At 38.3% G+C, this 19,065-nt stretch carries 21 protein-coding genes and 7 tRNA genes; 1 reads left to right on the forward strand and 27 read right to left on the reverse strand.

Annotated elements, in window-relative coordinates; all coding sequences use genetic code 11:
- Positions 1 to 208 precede the first annotated feature (208 nt).
- From BLR36_RS09625 to acpS, 22 genes are all read right to left on the reverse strand, one after another.
- Positions 209 to 282: transfer RNA gene (locus BLR36_RS09625), tRNA-Gly, on the reverse strand.
- Between the two features lie 27 nt (positions 283 to 309).
- A tRNA-Leu gene (locus BLR36_RS09630) sits at positions 310 to 396 on the reverse strand.
- Between the two features lie 64 nt (positions 397 to 460).
- Positions 461 to 533: transfer RNA gene (locus BLR36_RS09635), tRNA-Lys, on the reverse strand.
- 5 nt (positions 534 to 538) lie between these two features.
- A tRNA-Gln gene (locus BLR36_RS09640) sits at positions 539 to 613 on the reverse strand.
- A 3-nt stretch (positions 614 to 616) separates the two neighbouring features.
- Positions 617 to 692 (reverse strand) — tRNA-Asp (locus tag BLR36_RS09645).
- Positions 693 to 721: 29 nt separating this feature from the next.
- Positions 722 to 793: transfer RNA gene (locus BLR36_RS09650), tRNA-Glu, on the reverse strand.
- A 4-nt stretch (positions 794 to 797) separates the two neighbouring features.
- Positions 798 to 872 (reverse strand) — tRNA-Asn (locus tag BLR36_RS09655).
- Positions 873 to 951: 79 nt separating this feature from the next.
- Entirely contained in the window at positions 952 to 1,422 is a 471-nt protein-coding gene (locus BLR36_RS09660; protein ID WP_093061544.1) for a SprT family protein, read from the reverse strand.
- Positions 1,423 to 1,487: 65 nt separating this feature from the next.
- Entirely contained in the window at positions 1,488 to 3,653 is a 2,166-nt protein-coding gene (locus tag BLR36_RS09665) for a Tex family protein (RefSeq protein ID WP_093061545.1), read from the reverse strand.
- An 87-nt stretch (positions 3,654 to 3,740) separates the two neighbouring features.
- Positions 3,741 to 4,337 (reverse strand): PP2C family serine/threonine-protein phosphatase, encoded by a 597-nt coding sequence (locus BLR36_RS09670; protein WP_254771366.1) that lies wholly within the window; start codon positions 4,335 to 4,337, stop codon positions 3,741 to 3,743.
- Positions 4,334 to 5,119 carry an RNA polymerase sigma factor SigB gene (sigB, locus tag BLR36_RS09675; protein ID WP_093061546.1) on the reverse strand — a complete coding sequence of 262 codons (786 nt, stop codon included), beginning with the start codon at positions 5,117 to 5,119 and terminating at the stop codon, positions 4,334 to 4,336. Before sigB ends, BLR36_RS09670 begins: the two co-directional genes overlap by 4 nt.
- Positions 5,097 to 5,567 carry an anti-sigma B factor RsbW gene (gene rsbW, locus BLR36_RS09680; RefSeq protein WP_093061547.1) on the reverse strand — a complete coding sequence of 157 codons (471 nt, stop codon included), beginning with the start codon at positions 5,565 to 5,567 and terminating at the stop codon, positions 5,097 to 5,099. Before rsbW ends, sigB begins: the two co-directional genes overlap by 23 nt.
- Complete coding sequence (locus BLR36_RS09685; RefSeq protein ID WP_093061548.1) at positions 5,554 to 5,901, reverse strand: anti-sigma factor antagonist; 348 nt, start codon at positions 5,899 to 5,901, stop codon at positions 5,554 to 5,556. The genes rsbW and BLR36_RS09685 overlap by 14 nt, the downstream gene beginning before the upstream one ends.
- A 75-nt stretch (positions 5,902 to 5,976) precedes the next feature.
- Entirely contained in the window at positions 5,977 to 6,975 is a 999-nt protein-coding gene (locus BLR36_RS09690; protein ID WP_093061549.1) for a PP2C family protein-serine/threonine phosphatase, read from the reverse strand.
- Positions 6,976 to 6,991: 16 nt separating this feature from the next.
- Positions 6,992 to 7,393, reverse strand: a complete 402-nt coding sequence (locus BLR36_RS09695; RefSeq protein ID WP_093061550.1) for an anti-sigma regulatory factor — start codon at positions 7,391 to 7,393, stop codon at positions 6,992 to 6,994.
- Positions 7,394 to 7,399: 6 nt separating this feature from the next.
- Entirely contained in the window at positions 7,400 to 7,762 is a 363-nt protein-coding gene (locus BLR36_RS09700) for an STAS domain-containing protein (protein ID WP_093061551.1), read from the reverse strand.
- Positions 7,762 to 8,589 (reverse strand): STAS domain-containing protein, encoded by an 828-nt coding sequence (locus BLR36_RS09705; RefSeq protein WP_093061804.1) that lies wholly within the window; start codon positions 8,587 to 8,589, stop codon positions 7,762 to 7,764. The genes BLR36_RS09700 and BLR36_RS09705 overlap by 1 nt, the downstream gene beginning before the upstream one ends.
- A gap of 159 nt (positions 8,590 to 8,748) precedes the next feature.
- Positions 8,749 to 9,099, reverse strand: a complete 351-nt coding sequence (locus BLR36_RS09710) for a type II toxin-antitoxin system PemK/MazF family toxin (RefSeq protein WP_093061552.1) — start codon at positions 9,097 to 9,099, stop codon at positions 8,749 to 8,751.
- 4 nt (positions 9,100 to 9,103) lie between these two features.
- On the reverse strand, positions 9,104 to 9,433 hold the full coding sequence (locus tag BLR36_RS09715; protein WP_175454035.1) for a transcriptional regulator: 330 nt from the start codon (positions 9,431 to 9,433) through the stop codon (positions 9,104 to 9,106).
- Between the two features lie 85 nt (positions 9,434 to 9,518).
- Positions 9,519 to 10,625: an alanine racemase gene (alr, locus tag BLR36_RS09720; RefSeq protein ID WP_093061553.1), complete on the reverse strand. Its 1,107-nt coding sequence runs from the start codon at positions 10,623 to 10,625 to the stop codon at positions 9,519 to 9,521.
- Between the two features lie 66 nt (positions 10,626 to 10,691).
- Positions 10,692 to 11,717: a LolA family protein gene (locus tag BLR36_RS09725; RefSeq protein ID WP_093061554.1), complete on the reverse strand. Its 1,026-nt coding sequence runs from the start codon at positions 11,715 to 11,717 to the stop codon at positions 10,692 to 10,694.
- Between the two features lie 58 nt (positions 11,718 to 11,775).
- Positions 11,776 to 12,129 carry a holo-ACP synthase gene (gene acpS, locus BLR36_RS09730; protein WP_093061555.1) on the reverse strand — a complete coding sequence of 118 codons (354 nt, stop codon included), beginning with the start codon at positions 12,127 to 12,129 and terminating at the stop codon, positions 11,776 to 11,778.
- 68 nt (positions 12,130 to 12,197) lie between these two features.
- Between acpS and BLR36_RS09735 the strand changes: the two genes are divergently transcribed.
- Positions 12,198 to 12,824 carry a rhomboid family intramembrane serine protease gene (locus tag BLR36_RS09735; protein ID WP_093061556.1) on the forward strand — a complete coding sequence of 209 codons (627 nt, stop codon included), beginning with the start codon at positions 12,198 to 12,200 and terminating at the stop codon, positions 12,822 to 12,824.
- Between the two features lie 70 nt (positions 12,825 to 12,894).
- On the opposite strand, the gene BLR36_RS09740 is transcribed toward BLR36_RS09735, so the two are convergent.
- The 5 genes from BLR36_RS09740 to murF all read right to left on the reverse strand — a co-directional run bounded on the left by BLR36_RS09740 (position 12,895) and on the right by murF (position 19,060).
- Positions 12,895 to 14,403 (reverse strand): PH domain-containing protein, encoded by a 1,509-nt coding sequence (locus BLR36_RS09740; protein ID WP_093061805.1) that lies wholly within the window; start codon positions 14,401 to 14,403, stop codon positions 12,895 to 12,897.
- On the reverse strand, positions 14,396 to 14,875 hold the full coding sequence (locus BLR36_RS09745) for a PH domain-containing protein (protein ID WP_093061557.1): 480 nt from the start codon (positions 14,873 to 14,875) through the stop codon (positions 14,396 to 14,398). Before BLR36_RS09745 ends, BLR36_RS09740 begins: the two co-directional genes overlap by 8 nt.
- A 191-nt stretch (positions 14,876 to 15,066) precedes the next feature.
- On the reverse strand, positions 15,067 to 16,617 hold the full coding sequence (locus BLR36_RS09750; RefSeq protein WP_093061558.1) for a degradosome RNA helicase CshA: 1,551 nt from the start codon (positions 16,615 to 16,617) through the stop codon (positions 15,067 to 15,069).
- A 334-nt stretch (positions 16,618 to 16,951) separates the two neighbouring features.
- The gene (locus BLR36_RS09755) at positions 16,952 to 17,671 is read right to left on the reverse strand and encodes an alpha/beta hydrolase (RefSeq protein WP_093061559.1); all 720 of its coding nucleotides are present in this window, start codon (positions 17,669 to 17,671) and stop codon (positions 16,952 to 16,954) included.
- A gap of 18 nt (positions 17,672 to 17,689) precedes the next feature.
- Positions 17,690 to 19,060, reverse strand: a complete 1,371-nt coding sequence (murF, locus tag BLR36_RS09760) for a UDP-N-acetylmuramoyl-tripeptide--D-alanyl-D-alanine ligase (protein WP_093061560.1) — start codon at positions 19,058 to 19,060, stop codon at positions 17,690 to 17,692.
- Positions 19,061 to 19,065 lie beyond the last annotated feature (5 nt).

The raw sequence follows: 19,065 nt of genomic DNA on the forward strand, positions 1-19,065 counted from the left end.
ATTAGGCATGCCGCCAGCGTTCGTCCTGAGCCAGGATCAAACTCTCCATAATAGAGAACTTAAAAAGCTCATTTTGTTTTGCTGGCATCATCATTAAATGATGTCCAAATTGTTTTGCTATCAGACTAACTAAGTTAGCAGATAGCTGTATGTCTTAACGTTTTGCATGTTCAGTTTTCAATGTTCAATATTCTATGGTATTAAATAATGGAGCGGGTGAAGAGAATCGAACTCTCATCATCAGCTTGGAAGGCTGAGGTTTTACCACTAAACTACACCCGCATGTTATATGTTAAATTGTTATGTGACTGGTGCGGCCGAGAGGACTTGAACCTCCACGGGGTTATCCCCCACTAGGCCCTCAACCTAGCGCGTCTGCCGTTCCGCCACGACCGCTTAGTAATTAATAGGACAAGGTTTATTATACACTCGAACACCTATAATGTCAATAACAATTTGATGAGCCATGTAGGATTCGAACCTACGACCCTCTGATTAAAAGTCAGATGCTCTACCAACTGAGCTAATGGCTCAAATATGGCTGGGGTACCTGGATTCGAACCAGGGCATGATGGAATCAAAATCCATTGCCTTACCGCTTGGCTATACCCCAACATGGCGGTCCCGACCGGGATCGAACCGGCGATCTCCTGCGTGACAGGCAGGCATGTTAACCGCTACACCACGGGACCGTTCAAAAATATAAAGTAATAAAAGGTAATGACCCCTACGGGATTCGAACCCGTGTTACCGCCGTGAAAGGGCGGTGTCTTAACCGCTTGACCAAGGGGCCATAATGGCTCCGAAGGTAGGACTCGAACCTACGACCAATCGATTAACAGTCGATTGCTCTACCACTGAGCTACTTCGGAATAATTTAAGTCGTTTTGTTTTACTCGACTTTTTCTATTATAGAGAGGGTTTTGCAAAACGTCAACTGTTTTTTGAAATTTATTTTAGATTTACCGAAGAAACTAATTTCAATTCTCCATAACACCTGCCACAACGGTATTTCTGTGTATTTAAACGAATTTTCCGATTATATGAGAGCGAGCATTTTGCACACATGTATGTATACCTTTTTGTAATCTTCCTTGTCTTTCTCTCTATTAATGTCGAACAAAATCTCGGTGAGTTAGTTGTTTTAAGTAGCTCACGAAAATCAGCATCCCGATGTTGATAGCCTTTTCCTTCAATATGTAAATGGTAATGACAAAGCTCATGTTTTATAACGCCTACCAATTCATCCATTCCGTATTTTTCGAATACTAACGGATTTATCTCTATATGATGTGATCTCAACATATATCTTCCACCGGTTGTTCTAAGCCGTTGGTTAAAATACGCTTTATGTTGAAAGTCTTTCCCAAATATCTCTTTCGATACACGACACACTAGCTCGTATAGTTTTTCATCTGACATATTAACTCACCCCTATTTAAAAAGAGGTTGTCCAGTGGAATATCTCCAAAGGACAACTCTAAGAATTACACTTGTTGTTCTGGAGGAAGCATCGTTAATGCAATTCTCCCTTTGTTAGCATCGAACTGTTCTACCCATACAGTGACTATATCTCCAAGTGAAACAACATCTAAAGGGTGTTTTACAAACCCTTTTTTTAGTTTGGAAATATGAACTAAGCCATCTTGTTTTACCCCGATATCAACAAATGCACCGAAATCTACAACATTTCTTACGGTTCCTTGCAACTCCATCCCTGTCTTTAAGTCCTCTAATTTGAGAACATCCTTTTTCAGGATAGGCTGTGGGAAAGCTTCACGAGGGTCACGTGCAGGCTTGATCAATGTATCTACAATATCTTTTAGTGTGATTTCACCTATTTCTAATTCTTTACTTACCTCTTCTATTGAAATATTCTTTAAAGCCTCTTCAGCTTCCTTTGTACCTATTTGTGTTTTCTTTAGTCCCGCAATTTCCAGTACCTGCTCCGCTGCCTTATAGCTTTCCGGATGGATACCAGTTGCATCAAATGGATTCTTTGCATCGGGCACTCGTAAAAATCCAATTGCTTGTTCATATGTTTTGGCACCAAGACGTGGAATTTTCTTGAGTTGGGCGCGAGAGGTGAATCTCCCCTGTTCGTTTCTCATATTCACAACGTTTTCTGCGACTGTTTTAGAGAGACCAGAAACGTATTGTAATAGGGATGCCGATGCTGTATTTACATTTACTCCGACTTGGTTAACTGCTGTTTCTACTATAAAGGAGAGCGATTCCGATAATTTTTTCTGTGAAACATCATGCTGGTATTGCCCAACTCCTACTGCTTTTGGATCTATTTTTACTAGTTCTGCAAGAGGATCCTGTAATCTTCTCGCAATGGAGACGGCACTACGCTGCTCCACTTGTAGATCTGGAAACTCGTTACGTGCAGTTTCAGATGCTGAATACACACTGGCACCTGCTTCATTTACTATTACATATGCTACTTCTGACTCTGCTTCTTTTACGCAGTCCACTATGAATTGTTCTGTTTCGCGGGAAGCAGTTCCATTTCCAATAGCGATTAAGGATATCGGGTATTTTTTTAAATACGCAAGCACTTTTTTCTTTGATCCGTCCACATCCATTTTAGGTGCATGTGGATAAATAGCTGAAACCTCTAAAAGCTTTCCTGTATCATCAACAACCGCGAGCTTACACCCTGTACGATAGGCTGGATCGACTCCTAGAATTACTTTTCCTTTCAAAGGTTGCTGTAATAGTAAATTACGTAGGTTTTCCGAGAAAATATGGATTGCCTGCGCTTCTGCTTTTTCTGTAAGTTCTGCACGAATTTCTCGCTCTACAGAGGGCTGAATTAATCGTTTATACGAATCTTCAATCGCCAATTCGATCTGCTCCACTGCACTACTAGAAGAGGATTTAACCCACTGCGCTTTCATTACATTAGTCACTTTTTCAATCGGAACATGAAGACCAACTTTCAGAATATCCTCTTTTTCTCCTCGATTTAAAGCTAGTATACGATGAGGGACAATCTTTTTCACCGGTTCTTCGTACTCGTAATACATTTCAAATACATTCTTTTCGTCTAGCTCGGCTTTTTTAACAGACGCAATAATTTTACCGTCTGCTCGGGTAATATTGCGAATCTGTTCGCGTATTTTAGCATCGTCGGCGAATTGCTCTGCGAGGATGTCCCTTGCACCAAGTAAAGCTTCATCTACAGATAAAACTTCTAAGTCTTCATTCAGAAATTCTTCTGCTAATACAGCTACGGGCTCCTTAGGGAAAGTCATTATTAAAGCAGCTAGTGGTTCTAATCCTTTTTCTTTTGCAATAGTAGCTTTCGTTCTACGTTTTTGTTTATATGGACGATATAAATCTTCTAATCGCTGCAGTACTGTCGCATTATTAATAGAAGTAGTCAACTCTTCGGTTAATTTTCCTTGTTCCTCAATCAAGCGAAGGATTTCTTCTTTTCTTTGCTCCAGCTGTTGTATGTAGTTATAGCGGTCCTCGACGGCTTTAATTTGGACTTCGTCTAAAGATCCTGTCTGTTCTTTTCTATATCGAGCGATGAAGGGAACCGTATTCCCCTCTTCTAGCAATTTTATAACCTGTTCTGCTTGCGATGTTTTGACACCTGTATCTTTTGAAACAAGTTGGAGCATCTTTTTTATTTCCAAAACGAACACGTCCTTTCTTTATAGTACTCATTTTACCATATCTGTCGTCTTCTAGAAAAAGACAGAACAAAAAAAGCTTACCCTAAATTAGAGTAAGCTTCCTACTATAAATGTGGAGTCGTCGCCATGTTCAATCTCTTGATAAACGGTTTGATAGAGACATGCGGCATTCGCTGCATTTTTAATAGTAGATTTTGGACTTTTCATCACTACACCATCTGAATGCAGCATGAACAAGTCATTTTTGTCACAAGCATACGTTTGAGTATTTGTCTTTTGTTTTCTTCCTGACAAATAACCCATAACTGGTAAAGGATAAATCATTTTATCAGTAGCTCGTTTATACATATAAAACTTCACATTCCCTACACAACTGTAGGATATAGTTTGGTTTTTATAATCTATTTTAACTAGTGCTACTGCAGCTCCTCGTTTTTGAAGCATCAAATCATTGCAACGTAACAATAGTTCGTCTAAAGTTTCTTCTTTATATTGCTCTAAAATTTCTGGGATTATATCAGCGGACTCTTTAGCTACTGGGCCATTCCCTAATCCATCGGCAATAGCACAAAGCATAAAATCATCAGTCTTTGTAATATAATACGTATCTCCAGATTCTAAATTTCCACTTTTGGCTTCCTGATATACAAATAAATCTACTTTGTCATCTGAGAAATCAATCAATTTACTACTCCACCTGACGATAAAATTGCTTCTTGTAATTTTTTTATAGCTTTCCGTTGGATTCGAGAAACGTGCATCTGAGAGATCCCAAGGCGATCCCCAGTTTCCTTTTGACTTAGCTGCTCCATATATGTAAGTTGAATAATTTCTTTCTCTCGATCAGACAAAACATTGAGTGCATTGGCTACAAGTAAACGTTGATCAGTTTTCTCGTACTCGCCATCTGTTTTACCAATTACATCAAATAGCGTAATGGTACTACCATCGGAATCCGATTCAAGAGAATGATCCATAGAAAGAGCTTGATAGCTTTTACCCATTTCCATCGCTTCTAATACATCTTCTACATCTACCCCTAAAAAATCTGCTATTTCTGGGATGATAGGGGAGCGTTGAAATTCCACCGTTAGTGTTTCAACTGCCACTCGGATACGTGGTCCTAGTTCTTTTATACGTCTTGGAACATGCACTGCCCAAGTTTTATCTCTTAAAAAGCGTTTTATCTCACCTATAATTGTCGGAATTGCAAAAGCTTCAAAGTTTTTACCGAAAGATGGATCATATCTTCGGATAGCTCCAAGTAGACCAAGCATTCCTACTTGAGCAATATCCTCATGATGTGACTTACCATTAGAATATTTTCGAGCAATAGATTCAACCAACCTAGTGTAATTTAACACTAAATTTGTTTGAGCCTCTTCACTTTCCGTCTCTTGATATTCTTTGATCCATTCCAATATTTTCTCTTTCGATTCTTTATTAGGAAGGGATGTGTTCGACATTTTCATCCACCTGCTCTACTCCGACATGTTTCGTCATAAATACAGTAACACCTTCTTGGTGATGGACTTTCACTTCATCCATTAATGTCTCGATTAAATATAAACCAAGACCGCCTTCTCTTAAGAAGGAACCTTCTTCTAAATCATGATATGGACCAACTTTTGCTTTTGTTTCTTCAAAGTCAAAACTTTTACCATGATCTGCTACCATGATTTCTATTTTTTCCTCATATAATGCGCAGCCAATAACAACTTCGCCCTCTTCATTATCCGCATATGCATGTTGAACAGCATTTGTAATTGCTTCACTTGCAGCAATTTTCAAATCTTCTATATCGTCATACGTAAATCCGATGCGATTGGCTAAACCAGAAATTGTAAGTCGCGCAACGCTAACATATTGAGGCTTCGCAGGAACTCGGATTTCAACATAATCAAACGGTTTCATCTATTTTCACCTCTTTATCTGTAGCCTGAATATCCATAATTTCAACTAGACCAGTAATATCGAATAAGCGTTTTAATCTAGATGAAAGTCCTGTTAACTCCATATGACCGTTCGCAGCATTTACGGTTTTATAAAAACCAACAAAAACTCCTAGTCCTGTACTATCCATATATGAAACATCCGTTAGATTCAATTCAACATGTAAGTCTTTCTGTAAGTTTAGTTCCGCAAGTTTCTCTCTTAGCATTGGCGCTGTGAAAGCGTCAATCTCTCCACCGATTAATCCTTTAATGTGTAACTCATCTACTTTTTGTAGTTCAACTGATATATTCATTTTAGTTATCCCCCGTTTTTCCTATTAACAATATATAGTCTGTATACCACCAAACAGTCTTTAATAAACCTTCTATTACTTCTTTTTGAAAATAACGAGTGTAAAATCATCCCGTTGCTCAAACTCCTGTAATTCCTCCAGCTTATGAAACACATATTCAACCATATCTTGAGCGGACTGATCTCTAACACTTTCGATGATATCCATCACGGTATTTTGGTCAATGAACCCATCTTTTGAACGACACTCGGTTACACCATCGGTCATCATAACTATAAAATCATCTTTTTCTAAAGTAATAGTATGCTGTTCATACTTTACATTAGAAATGACGCCTAATAATAACCCTTTTGCTTGTAATTCTGTAAAACTATTAGACTTTGCACAATAAAATAAAGGTGGTTCGTGTCCAGCTGATGCATATGTAAACACACTTTGCGACGTATCATAAGTTCCATAAAACATAGAGATAAACATTGAATCACTTACACTTTTTTCAACGATTCTATTAATGACGTCTAATACAACGACGGGTTCCGTTTTCGCTCCATTCAAACTATCCATCCCGTATTTAATCATGGACATGCATAGGGCGGCAGGAATTCCTTTCCCGATTACGTCAGCAACAGCGATACCTACCGTTGTATCATCATTTAGAAAATGCGTATAATCACCATTCATTTCTTTTGCAGGAACAGAGATCATCCCGATATCCAAATCATTCATCTCCGGCACCTTTGTTTTCAACAACGTTTGTTGAACATTAGATGCTAGCTCCATCTCCATCTTAAAGTTTTCCTGTTTTTTTATTAATGTTTGATGTTCTTTCAATGCTAGTCCATATCTAATCATCACTTCTATTAATAAATCAAAAGAATGACTAACATCATTTGGTAAATCAGGCATAAGCTCTTCTAGAGAAGCCTTATGTATACTTATAACTTCCTCAGGAGAAATATTTTTTTGTATGAGTTGTCTACTGAAATTCTGACCCTCATACAAATTGTGTTCCGTTTGTCTTTCTGTATATTGCTTCAAAATTTCTTTGTATTGTCTCTTAAACTCTTGAGGCATACTTTTAACTTACCTCCTATCTCAGCAACTTAGTTGCACTAATCGTTGTACCTTCTCCTAGAACAGTTTCAATCTTAAAGTCATCCATTAGTCTCTTTACACCTGGTAAACCGGCGCCAAGACCGCCTGATGTTGTATATCCATCTTCCATCACTTTACGAACATCTGGGATTCCTGGCCCCTTATCAGATGCAATGACTAATAGACCTCTTAGATTTCCTTCTGTAATTTGTCTAATTTCTATTTTACCTTTGCCTGCATATAAGTATATGTTACGAGCAAGCTCACTTATCGCTGTTGTAATTCGAGCTTGGTCAACTGTACCGAAGCCTACATCTTTTGCTTCATTTCTTCCAAGTTGCCTTGCAGCAACGATATCCCATTCAGTTATTATATCAACAGAAGACCTTAAGTTCATAATGGACTAGTCCTCCAATTCTCGTTCTAATTTTTCCAATCCATTTTCTAAGTCTAGAGCCGTGACTACATTCTCCAGTCTAATTCCTAGCTCGATCAGTGTAATTGCAACAGCAGGTTGAATGCCTGTTATTACTACTTTCGCACCCATTAGACCAGACATACTAATAACATCGCCTAATACCTTCGCGATGAATGAATCGATAAAGTCAATCGGCGTAAGATCCAGTACTACTCCTCTTGCAGCAGTTGTATGAAGCTTGTCCAACAAATCTTCTTGAAAAGATAGCGCAGTTTGATCATCTAACTCCCATTGAATTGAAACGATTAAACAGTCTCTTAATTTTAAAATAGGTATTCTCGTCATCATTATGCATTCACCTCTACTATTGCTCGATTGGTCATTGCTAGGGCTTGTTCTACCCCTTTTTGTAAAGTACTTGTTGTTGTGAAATCATTTAGATTAATACCGAGCGTCACGATTGTTTGGGCAATTTCCGGACGGATTCCCACGAGCATACATTTGGCTCCAACTAGACGAACAGCATCTGCTGCTTGAATAATATGATGAGCAACCATCGTATCTACTACTGGAACTCCTGTAATATCTAGTAATACTACTTCTGCCCGGTGCTTGACCACTCCTTGGAGTAGGTTTTCCATTATTAGTTTTGCTCGTTCTGTATCAATTGTACCAACTAAAGGCATTACTGAGATTTTCTCAAAGACAGGGATTAACGAAGCAGAAAGCTCTTGTAAGGCAATTTTTTGTAAGCTCACTGTTTTTTCCCACACAACAGAATAGGCATCCACAATACTATGGTTTAAAGGAGTAATCCAATTAGTTAATATTTCTTTATGTGTTTGAAAATCTCCTTCATTTAAGTACTCTATTTCGTCCATTTTTTCATATACTACTTCTGTAAAGTTCGTTAGTGCTTTTAATACAAAAGAAATGGACCATCCATAACGGACAACTTGAACGGAGAATTCATTTAACTTCGCTGTGTATGTTGAACTTTCTTCCGTCAGGCTAGAAACCATTAACTCGCCGAATTCACGGACCGTATTGTCAATAATATTATTCGACATGATTTGGAAAAAGCGATCGTCCTCCTCTTCTTCCATTTTGATTCGCCAATTTTTTAAAATTTCGTCGATGTTATCATTTATATATGTAGCAATTCTTTTATTCATCGTTTCCATACTTCCCCTCGTTGAATATTCGTAATTATATTGTACAGAACTTCCTCTTAGATTACACCTTTTATACATTTTTTTGTTATGAGAAGGTTTTTTTTCTACTAAAAAACACAATGTGTTTTTGTCGGTTCCACATTGTGTTCTTACTATGTATTAAAATTTAACAATACCTAAGCTAATCCCTAAAGCATGATCTACGTCTTCCATGACCTCTTCGTCTAGGTGGGTGATTTTATCAGTAAGTCGAGATTTATCAATTGTCCTTAACTGCTCTAATAAAATAACCGAATCACGTTCAAAATCATATTCTTTTGCGTTTATCTCTACATGCGTTGGTAATTTTGCCTTTTGAATTTGCGCTGTTATAGCTGCCACAATGACAGTTGGACTAAACCTATTACCGATATCATTTTGAATCACCAAAACGGGTCTGGTTCCACCTTGCTCAGACCCGATTACTGGTGATAAATCTGCAAAAAAAACGTCTCCACGTTTTACGATCAAATTTTCATCCTCCACTTACGAGTCGCTCTGTCGTATGTTGAGCTTCATACTCTGCATGTAAACACTCCGTACAAATGGATAGATTTATATGAGACATCTCAACATAGCCTTTCATCATCGCTTCTCTTATAAGATTTGCCTGACCATTTTTTACATATTCATTTGCTTGGACACGAACGAAACTTTCTACTCCAGTTAATGATTGTTTGACGGTTTTTACTCCTTCATTAACCAATTGATTTGGAAGCTGGATAATCGCTTCCTTTTTCTTTTTATCACTTACCACAGCAAACACCTCCGACAAAACATTTCCCAATATGACAATATACTTCATCTTAACATTTCTCTAGGTGAATTAAAAGACATTACGAGAAATGGTTAGACAAATTATGCATATATTCTTAAATTTTGTCGAAAGTCTACTTGCTATATATTCGAGGAATTCTATTAGAGAAAGTACAGCAAACTTCATAAGGGATGGTTTGCAGAGCTTCGGCCCATTCCTCTATTAGAATCTCCTCTTTGCCTTGTTTTCCGAGTAATACAACGTGTTCACCAATCTTTACTTTTTCATCGAGACGAATCATACATTGATCCATACAAATTTTCCCGACGATTGGCACTTTCTTTCCTTTTATTAATACAGACTGATTGTGTAATTTTCTTAATAATCCATCTGCATAACCAATCGGAATGGTTGCAATCCATTCTTCCTCCTGTGCTACATATGTAGCACCGTAGCCGATAGTAGAACCCTTTGGAACCTTTTTAACATGCATAACCTCCGTGTGCAACGAAAGCGCCTTTTCTAGTGGAAATGATAACTCACCATGTACCCACGAAGATGGCGCTATCCCATACATAGATATGCCGAAACGCACAGCATTCCAATGCTGATCAGGGTGCATTAAAGCAACTGCACTATTGGAGGTGTGCACTATAGCAGGTCTTTTCTCAAATACTTGTAAAAACTTTTCAAATGTTGATACTTGTTTCAGGAAGAAATTTTGATCTTCCTCATCTGCCGTAGCAAAATGGGTGAAAACACCCGTAATCTGCAACCAATCTCTTTCGTTAATGAAAGCAAGAGCCTTTTTAAGCTCTGTTTCATCCGTAAAACCGATTCTACCCATCCCACTATCAATCTTTATATGCATCTTTAAGGGAAGTTGGCAATCCCGAGTAGCATTTAACCACTCATATGAATATGCTGTAAGTGTAATATTCTGTTTGGAAGCCTCCTCTAAAAAGGAGGACGGGGATGTACCTAGTAAAAGTATATCAGCTTGTATTCCAGCTTCCCTTAAATGCAATGCTTCCTCCGGCGTGGCAACTGCCAAGAGATTGGCTCCTGCTTGTAATGCAGCTTGCGCAACAGCAATATCTCCATGGCCGTATCCATTCGCCTTCACTACAGCTATTACATCTGTGTGTTCTGATAGTGTTTGCTTGAGTCGTTTTATATTATTTTGTATGGCTTGTAAATTCACTTGAATAAACGTAGGTCTATATTGCTGATGTGACATATTTTACCCTCTTTTTAATCGTTTAAACCGATTATCCTACTAGTGTATTGAAGTAGTCAACTGTAATCACTTTAAGCCGCCAGTAGTCATAGATGCAGCAACTTCAATCATTTCCTCTTTTGTCAAAGTAGAAGAGGCAATAAAGAATGACATACCATCCTGCTCCCAAGCAAGAGATTGATCTGTGATAGCACCAATTGCAACTCCTAGGTCAACCGGATCTCCAGGTGCGAATACAGGAATAATAGAAGAGTCACCTGGTTCGCTGCGATGTTGAATTATTGTGAATTCCTTGTCACCGCTATATGTTAAAATAACTCTTTTTTCTCCATCGACTTCCATTACTTTTTCGTCAATGTTATGCACTTGATCCCATTGCAACAAAGGATAATATGTTTCAAATTCAGAATCATCGATTTCAGCAGAAGTCTCTACCTTTCCTTCTGCACCCTCGGCTTTATCGGTAGGTTTTTGTTCAATTTTATATTCTGCTGCTGCATGTGTTTTTCCTAACGATACTTTATTGAATTTAATATGAATTTGTTCCTCTTTGTTTTCATTCAGGATAGAAACATCCGTTGGTAGTAATGTTTTCTTATTGATGTAAATCTTTTGAGTTGGAAGCATGTTTTTATGATTATTACTCGTTTTTGTTTCGAAGACATAATTGTCTCCTTCTTCTTTAAAGGTTGCTGTCTTATCTTTTTTAATATCGTTGGCTAGCGAACCGATCAAATACGCTTGGCTATTTTCAGTTGGCCATTTGCTTTGGAACTTATACGTTTTGTTCAGTGCTGGTGTTACGACAAATACGCCTTCCGTGTTACGAACAATCATTTGAGTATTCTCTGCATTTGTATCTGTTACCTGTACGCGATAAAAATCTGGTTTTGTGTGCCAAACTTCCACTCCGTATACTCTCGGTTCATCACCAGTCAAGATACTCATCTCAGCTGCGAGCTCATACCCCTTTGTTTCCACCCACTTGTTACTAAGTTTTTTCACAACGTCTTCCTTCGATTCGGCTCCACATGCGGTCAGTACTAAAATTGTTGCAAATAAAAATAATAGTTTAGCCACGCGGCTCTTCAATCAGTCCATCCTTTCTATTATCACTGCGTTCATTCATTGTATGTAGATGGACGACCGGTTATGATTGTAGAATTACTTGAGCAGCTGCATAAACTTTTGTATGAGTTATTGAAACTAAACCATTCATCTTTATTCCTTTAAAATATAAAGTTGGCTTACCTGAAGGTTCTTTTAGAATTTCTATATCTTGAAAACTGCAATCCTTTCCTATTCCAGTGCCTAGAGCTTTGGAGAATGCCTCTTTAGCTGCAAATCTTCCAGCTAAATATTCTATTTTTCTTGCCTCTGATAACTTATTTAGTTGAAATCTTTCTTTGTCAGTAAGTATACGCTCTTCAAATTTAGATGTTTTAGAAGAAATTGATTTAATTCTTTCTATTTCAGTAATATCTAATCCAATTCCAGTAATCATGAATGTTTCTCCTTTCCAAAGTTCCTTCTTACAGGATATACTATTAGTAGAAAACTCGAGGTGAAATAATGTTTAATAGAACAGAAAATTTTAAACAATACATAAAACTATATCCTATTGTCTCTACTTTGCTCGCAGTCAATATTGCTATTCATCTTTTAACGTTAGTTCCAATTGTTGGAACGCAACTTTTTAACTTCGGTGTTCATTTTAACTTATTAATAAGTGAGGGCGAGTATTGGCGTCTGGTGACTCCGATATTCTTACATGCTTCTTTGGCTCACTTATTGTTTAATATGTTTTCCTTATACATATTTGGTCCAGAGCTGGAGCAATTAGCAGGGAAAGCTCGTTTCCTAACTATTTATATTCTAGCGGGAATAGTTGGGAATGTTGCAACATACTTAATGCATGACTGGAATTACAGGAGTGTTGGTGCAAGTGGTGCAATCTACGGAATATTTGGCGCTTTCGCGGCTTTAGTTTATTATACGAGAAAATTTATGCCACAGCTAAAGCAAATCATTATTCCAATCATCGTAATTGGCGTTATTATGACGTTCTTACAGCCACAGATTAATGTAACTGCTCATATAGCAGGGTTGGTAACTGGGTTTGTATTAGGAATGGTGTACTTCCATCCGAAACGTATTGCTGCTTGGAAGAAAAGAAAGCGCAAACTGAAATCGGTGTAGTAGATGTAATAAGTAGTGCTTTCTTAATACACGAGATTTTATATATGTAAATAGTCAAAAAGAACAGCCACTAAAAGGGCTGTTCTTTTTGTATGTTTATAGATTCTTTTCTTGTCGGCTCATACCACTCCATCAAGCTCTCTGCATCTTTCTTTTCGATATGTGGAACAATCGTAGTCGAGCCAGCCACTCCAGACTTAATAGTAGTCATAATAGAAGAAACTGCTGCCTTTTTTTGAAAATACGTCGTACGCTCCGTCATTGCTTGAATACGCTTCTTTTCCACCCACAGGGATACTCTACTAAATAAACGGTACTGTATAACAAGTTGTTTTTCATCCATCCAATATCCAGCCGTCTTATGCTGCCATGCCCCTAACAGAAAGCTTAGCGGTAATAATAATAGAGACAACAATCCAAACGGATAGAAGAAATAACTAACTGCTCCTGCAACTGGGATAATCCACAAAAAATCTAACCGATAGAAAAACTTCCTAGAGCGTTTTGGAACGCGTGTAAAGCTAGCTTCAAATTCATAATTAGGAAAAATTTGAACGAGAATAGGAGTAATTTGATCCTTTTTAATAAGAGGGAGTAATCGAATTTTTTCATCTTTCTCCGCCATTGACCCTCCTGCACTGTCGACAATGACCGTTGCATACCCTGTAAGTTGACGAAGAGGGTTCTCCATAATTCGCACGCCTTGAATACGCGATAAGGGAATCGTTATTTTCTTCTTTTCCAATAATCCTCTTGTAATTATAATTTCGTCATCTTCCACTCGAATAGTAAACTCGTAATAATTAATAAAAGTAATCGCTACGGATACAATCCAAGCCACTAGCAGCACAAAAAAAACAGCTAAAGCAATTAGTAAAGCGCCAAAACGAATAAACATAATTATTTCATTATAAATCGTTTCATACGGGATTAATTCAGAAAACTGGGAAACAAACACAGCTAACCCAGAGAAAAATACGCCTACTCCCCCGGATGTACTAGCAAGAATAAGTAAATCTTTTTGTGACATTCGGAATAACGGCTTCCGTTGTTGTACTACCTGTTCCTCTAGTTGAAGCGGCAGGTCTTGATCTTCAGATTCTGAAACTCTATTTTTGGCAAGGTTCATCTCTTTTTTTATTTGTTCGGCTGCTTCTTTAGAAATTGCGGTCAGCTCTGCATCCGCTTCCTTTGTTGCGCCACCACCAGCTGTTTCTACTTTCACCTTTACTAATCCGAATGGTCGATGAAGAATACCCTCAGTGTAATTTAAGCTTTGGATACGCTCAAATGGAATATACCTTTTTTTCTTTACGAAAAGACCATATTCAATCCGAAGCTCTTCTTCTTCGAACCAGTACCTGAACCGTTTCCATCTAATGATTCCGCTAACCAGCATCGCGATTAACAGGACTGCATAAATAATATAGACTATATAGGAGGTCCAGCCTTCGTTGCCCCCTCCTCCAAATCCATTCACCGCAATAACTACGATTAACGGTACAATCATTTCTTTTAATACTTTTATAAAATTTATAACTGCAGAAATAGGATGTAAAGTAAATTTTTCTTTAGACATCATCTTCCGCCACCCTTGCAAGTATAGAAATCCTACCACGAAGTTCGTCTGCCTCTGCTGTTACGAGGGCAGGAATAGTGTGATCAGTTGCAGCGGTAGAGATCGTAATCGACGATAAGTCATACTTTCTCAAAATAGGACCTTGCTCCGTGTCGACATGCTGTACACGAACCATGGGCACGAGCGTTCTTTTGACGATAAATAAACCATGCTGAAGTTCGATTTCTTGTTCTCGTACCTCGTATCTCCAACGAGTCCATCTAATTTTTGGAAATAGATAAATTAATAAATATCCAATGAGAAATAACACTATTCCATCTACTATGTATATCCATAAATGCTGTCCGGTGAAATAATTAATAACCCCTACTCCCACGCCAACTAATAAGGCGATCAAAGATTGGAATATGCCATAAATCCTCCATACACGCAATCCTTTTTCGGATAATCGGTTAATCGGTTCCTGTCTCATATAATATTAACCCCCCTCTTTCCTCATTGTATACGAAACAGACAGTAAAATGTTTCACTATTTTCCAAAAGAAAAAGGATGAGCCTACACCGAAATGTAAGCTCACCCTTTATAATAACGCTTTTTTTATTGTCTAACTTCAGCACTTAGCTCTTCGAGTTGGAGCTTACATAGGTACTGCCGATTTCTTTTTAGTTTTCGCTGCGTGATGAGCGAGTTCTTGTGCTGCGTTGTGTTGAGCCGTCACGTGGACCACTGCTACGACGTCCGCTTGAACTTGGGCGTGAACCGCCACCTGAACGAGATCCGCGATCGCTGCTTCCGCCACGACCACCAGATGAACTACGTCCGCCGCCGCTACGGTTACCTTTGTAACCACCGCCGGAACGAGAACCGCCTCCACCGCTACGCTCTCCACGAGCAGGAAGTGGACGTTCTTCAGAAAGAGAAATCGGAGTATCATTCGGTTCTTTTGTCAATGATTTTAAAGCTGCAGCTATAACATCCACTGCTTCATACTTCTCAAGCATTTCTTTTGCTAATGGACGATAATCGCCTAAATCATTTTTGTTTACAATTTCAGATAAAGATTCTACTGCTACACGTTTAAGTCCAACTAGTGCTTCATCTGAACTTGGAGGGATTAAAGCTTCCATACGTTTTTTCGTTGTATTCTCAACGATACGTAAGTAACCCATCTCTCTAGGTGTTACGAATGTAGTAGCGATACCACTTTTACCTGCACGACCTGTACGACCGATACGGTGAACATAGCTTTCAGGATCTTGTGGAACATCAAAGTTATATACATGCGTTACGCCAGAGATATCTAATCCACGTGCCGCTACATCAGTTGCGACAAGGATATCAATTTTACCTGATTTGAATTGTTTTAATACTGACATACGTTTTGCTTGGCTTAAATCACCATGAATTCCTTCTGCAAGGTAACCACGAATGCTTAGAGCTTGTGCTAATTCGTCCACTCTACGTTTTGTACGACCAAAGATAATCGCAAGTTCTGGTTGATGAACATTTAATATTCTAGAAAGAACATCAAATTTTTCACGCTCAGTAGCTTTTACATAGAACTGTTCAATATTTTCAACAGTCATTTCTTTAGACTTAATCTTTACTTCAACTGGATCTTTCATGAAGCGTTCAGCAATTTTACGAATCGGTCCTGGCATTGTAGCTGAGAACAATAATGTTTGACGCTCAGGAGGAACGCTTTCTAAAATTGTGTTGATGTCTTCAATGAATCCCATGTTAAGCATTTCATCTGCTTCGTCTAAGATAAGTGTTTGAACTTGATCAAGTTTCAACGTACGACGGTTGATATGGTCAAGAATACGACCAGGTGTCCCTACGATAACTTGTGGTTTGTTTTTAAGCGCACGGATTTGACGGCTAATTTCTTGTCCACCGTATACTGATAATAGACGAACTTTTTTGTCATATCCTAATTTGTATAGCTCTTCCGAAACTTGGATTGCAAGTTCACGTGTTGGAGCGATGATTAATGCTTGAATATTCGGGTTTTTAGTATCGATTTTTTCGATCATTGGGATACCAAACGCTGCAGTTTTACCTGTACCAGTTTGTGCTTGACCGATAACATCGCGTCCACCCATTGCATGTGTAATAGTACCTTCTTGGATTGGTGTTGCTTCTTCAAAGCCCATACGTTGTACGGATTTTAATGTAGAAGCGCTAATATTTAGTTCTGAAAAATTTGTCAAAATTTTAATCTCCTTTTTGTTCAGTTTTGACAAATGGTTACATTTTCAGATGAAATTGCGGCAAATTCGAGCCTATACGAGGAACGTTTCCGTTACTTAAAATTCTCTGTGGTTTTAGATCAGAGGGGTCTTATATAAAGGGAAAGCCCGGTCTTTTGCCGAGCGGTCTGTTAATGAGTGATCGTGCAATACTACTTCAACAAACCGTTATGTTCAAAAAAAAGTACTCTTCAATAAACGCTGAAGAGTCTTCACACAAAATGTATCCATTGCTCTGAACGTAGTATACCATGCAAGATTGTCAGTTGCAATTAATAAGCAACTGTTATAATTATTAGTTAATTACTCGCGGTCTCTCCTCCTCTTCTCCTGTTAAAAATAAGAGTACGGTGTTAAACCAATCTTCGCAGTCCTCGCAATAGCAAATATGGTGTTTTCCTGATTCCGAATACACTATTTCTTTTTTCAAAGAACCAATTTTATCGTAGATAAATTGGGCAGTGGCATAAGGGACAATTCCATCTTTTTTACCTTGGACGATATAGACTGGTACTTTAATTTGGCCGTAATAAGGTTGAACTATTCGTACTAAACGCATAAATTCTAGCGTTGCAGGAAATGGTGTATCTTTCAATTTCTCGCTATAGCGTTTGTATAAAGTATTTTCCTCGAGCTTCCCTGTTACTGTATCTTTTACCATGTCTTTTATATCTTGTAAAAGCTGTGCTGGATAAATGTATTTTGCTGCGGCACTCAATAAAACAAGCTTGTGTACGGGATAGCGATTGGCTAAATACATCGCAATGATTCCACCCATCGAAAAACCTACTATTATAATCCGATCCACTTCTTTTTGTAGTTGTCGGAGCGCTTGTTCCGCAGCCATCATCCACGATTCTGCTGATACATTTTTTAGCTCCAACGTTTCTCCATGTCCAGGTAACGTAGGGACAACAATATGCCAGTCTGTATGTGCCTGCAAATAGTCCATAAAAGGTTGAATCTCATATGGTCCACCTGTAAAACCATGTATACCTAACACTCCTGTTTTCATCGTCCCCACACCCATCGTTTAGTTTTGAAAAGGCTCAATTACTCTTTCTAACTTCATTCCCCTTGAGCCCTTTACTAAAACAATAGAACGATCATTTATTTTATTTCTTAAAAAAGTAACTAGTTTTTCTGAATCGTCGTTAGTCCAGATTAGTCGTTCAGCTGTGAAGTCTCCTTCAAGCTTGTTATATAGCCACTCCATACGAGGTCCATACAAGCAAACACCACTAAAGACGGCACTTGAAATCGACTTGCTCATGTCCTCATGATACTGCTTCTCATTGTCTCCAAGCTCCAGCATATCACCTAATACAAGCCACTTATCGGATTTAATAGATGACTTTTCTAGGAAGGAAATCGCTGCGCGCATTGATGTTGGGGCGGCATTATATGCATCATTAATGAAAATTGCTCCATTATTCCCTTCAATCACCTGCATGCGCATATCCGTTAAAACTATTTGTTTTAACGCTTCTCGCATCTGCTCTGCAGTCAATCCAACTTCTTTTCCTATTAACAGAGCAGCGAGTGTATTTTTTACTTGATGCTCCCCTAACACGGGAATAGACATTTCACCGTTAAGTTCGCCTGTTACACGAAACGCACTTCCCTGCTCTGTGAAGTTTATCTCTTCAATACGCAAATCGTTTTGCTCTTGAGTACCAAATGATTTAGTTTGTAATGTTGGGTTTTTCTCAATGAATGGACGAAGTAATGGCTCATCGCCGTCATAGAATAATTGACCCGCAGCATCCAACCCTGCAATGATTTCAAACTTCGCTTTTGCAATGCCTTCACGAGAGCCAAGGTCCTGCATATGAGCTTCTCCAATATTTGTAATGACAACATATTTCGGTTTCGCTAAATTGGATAAAAACTCGATTTCTCCGAATGAACTCATACCCATTTCGAGCACTGCAAACTCTGTATCTTCGTCTAATGAAAGAATTGTTAAAGGTAGACCAAGTTCATTATTAAAATTACCTTCTGTTTTTTTTACTCGAAAATAAGGAGATAGCATACCTGCTACTAAATCTTTTGTAGATGTTTTCCCGTTCGATCCAGTAATTCCGATAAACACAGACTGCAATTCAGCGCGATATGCCTCTGCCATTTGTTGAAGTGCCTTTTCCCCACTATCAACAAATAAAAGCGGAACGTCTTCAGGTGGATTCGGTTCGTCCTTCAACCACAGAGATGCGGCAGCTCCTTTGGCAAAAGCATCCTGCACAAATTTATGCCCATTTACTTGTTCTCCACGAAAAGGGATAAATAAATCTCCAGGCTGAATTGTGCGAGTATTAATAGAAACTCCTGTTACTACAGGATTATCTTCTATTTTCTTTTCAATTTGTAACCACTCAGCAATTTGTCCTAATGTTTTTTTCAATCTGG

The organism is Psychrobacillus sp. OK028 (assembly GCF_900103605.1).
In the GTDB taxonomy this organism is placed as follows: domain Bacteria; phylum Bacillota; class Bacilli; order Bacillales_A; family Planococcaceae; genus Psychrobacillus.

What these genes read in the sequence shown, in the direction of transcription:
- BLR36_RS09660 (WP_093061544.1), bottom strand. Translation starts at nt 1,422, where the DNA reads ATGTCAGATGAAAAACTATACGAGCTAGTGTGTCGTGTATCGAAAGAG.
- sigB (WP_093061546.1), bottom strand. Translation starts at nt 5,119, where the DNA reads ATGTCGAACACATCCCTTCCTAATAAAGAATCGAAAGAGAAAATATTG.
- rsbW (WP_093061547.1), bottom strand. Translation starts at nt 5,567, where the DNA reads ATGAAACCGTTTGATTATGTTGAAATCCGAGTTCCTGCGAAGCCTCAA.
- BLR36_RS09685 (WP_093061548.1), bottom strand. Translation starts at nt 5,901, where the DNA reads ATGAATATATCAGTTGAACTACAAAAAGTAGATGAGTTACACATTAAA.
- BLR36_RS09690 (WP_093061549.1), bottom strand. Translation starts at nt 6,975, where the DNA reads ATGCCTCAAGAGTTTAAGAGACAATACAAAGAAATTTTGAAGCAATAT.
- BLR36_RS09695 (WP_093061550.1), bottom strand. Translation starts at nt 7,393, where the DNA reads ATGAACTTAAGGTCTTCTGTTGATATAATAACTGAATGGGATATCGTT.
- BLR36_RS09700 (WP_093061551.1), bottom strand. Translation starts at nt 7,762, where the DNA reads ATGATGACGAGAATACCTATTTTAAAATTAAGAGACTGTTTAATCGTT.
- BLR36_RS09705 (WP_093061804.1), bottom strand. Translation starts at nt 8,589, where the DNA reads ATGAATAAAAGAATTGCTACATATATAAATGATAACATCGACGAAATT.
- BLR36_RS09715 (WP_175454035.1), bottom strand. Translation starts at nt 9,433, where the DNA reads ATGAAGTATATTGTCATATTGGGAAATGTTTTGTCGGAGGTGTTTGCT.
- alr (WP_093061553.1), bottom strand. Translation starts at nt 10,625, where the DNA reads ATGTCACATCAGCAATATAGACCTACGTTTATTCAAGTGAATTTACAA.
- acpS (WP_093061555.1), bottom strand. Translation starts at nt 12,129, where the DNA reads ATGATTACTGGAATTGGATTAGATATTACTGAAATAGAAAGAATTAAA.
- BLR36_RS09735 (WP_093061556.1), top strand. Translation starts at nt 12,198, where the DNA reads ATGTTTAATAGAACAGAAAATTTTAAACAATACATAAAACTATATCCT.
- BLR36_RS09740 (WP_093061805.1), bottom strand. Translation starts at nt 14,403, where the DNA reads ATGTCTAAAGAAAAATTTACTTTACATCCTATTTCTGCAGTTATAAAT.
- BLR36_RS09745 (WP_093061557.1), bottom strand. Translation starts at nt 14,875, where the DNA reads ATGAGACAGGAACCGATTAACCGATTATCCGAAAAAGGATTGCGTGTA.
- BLR36_RS09755 (WP_093061559.1), bottom strand. Translation starts at nt 17,671, where the DNA reads ATGAAAACAGGAGTGTTAGGTATACATGGTTTTACAGGTGGACCATAT.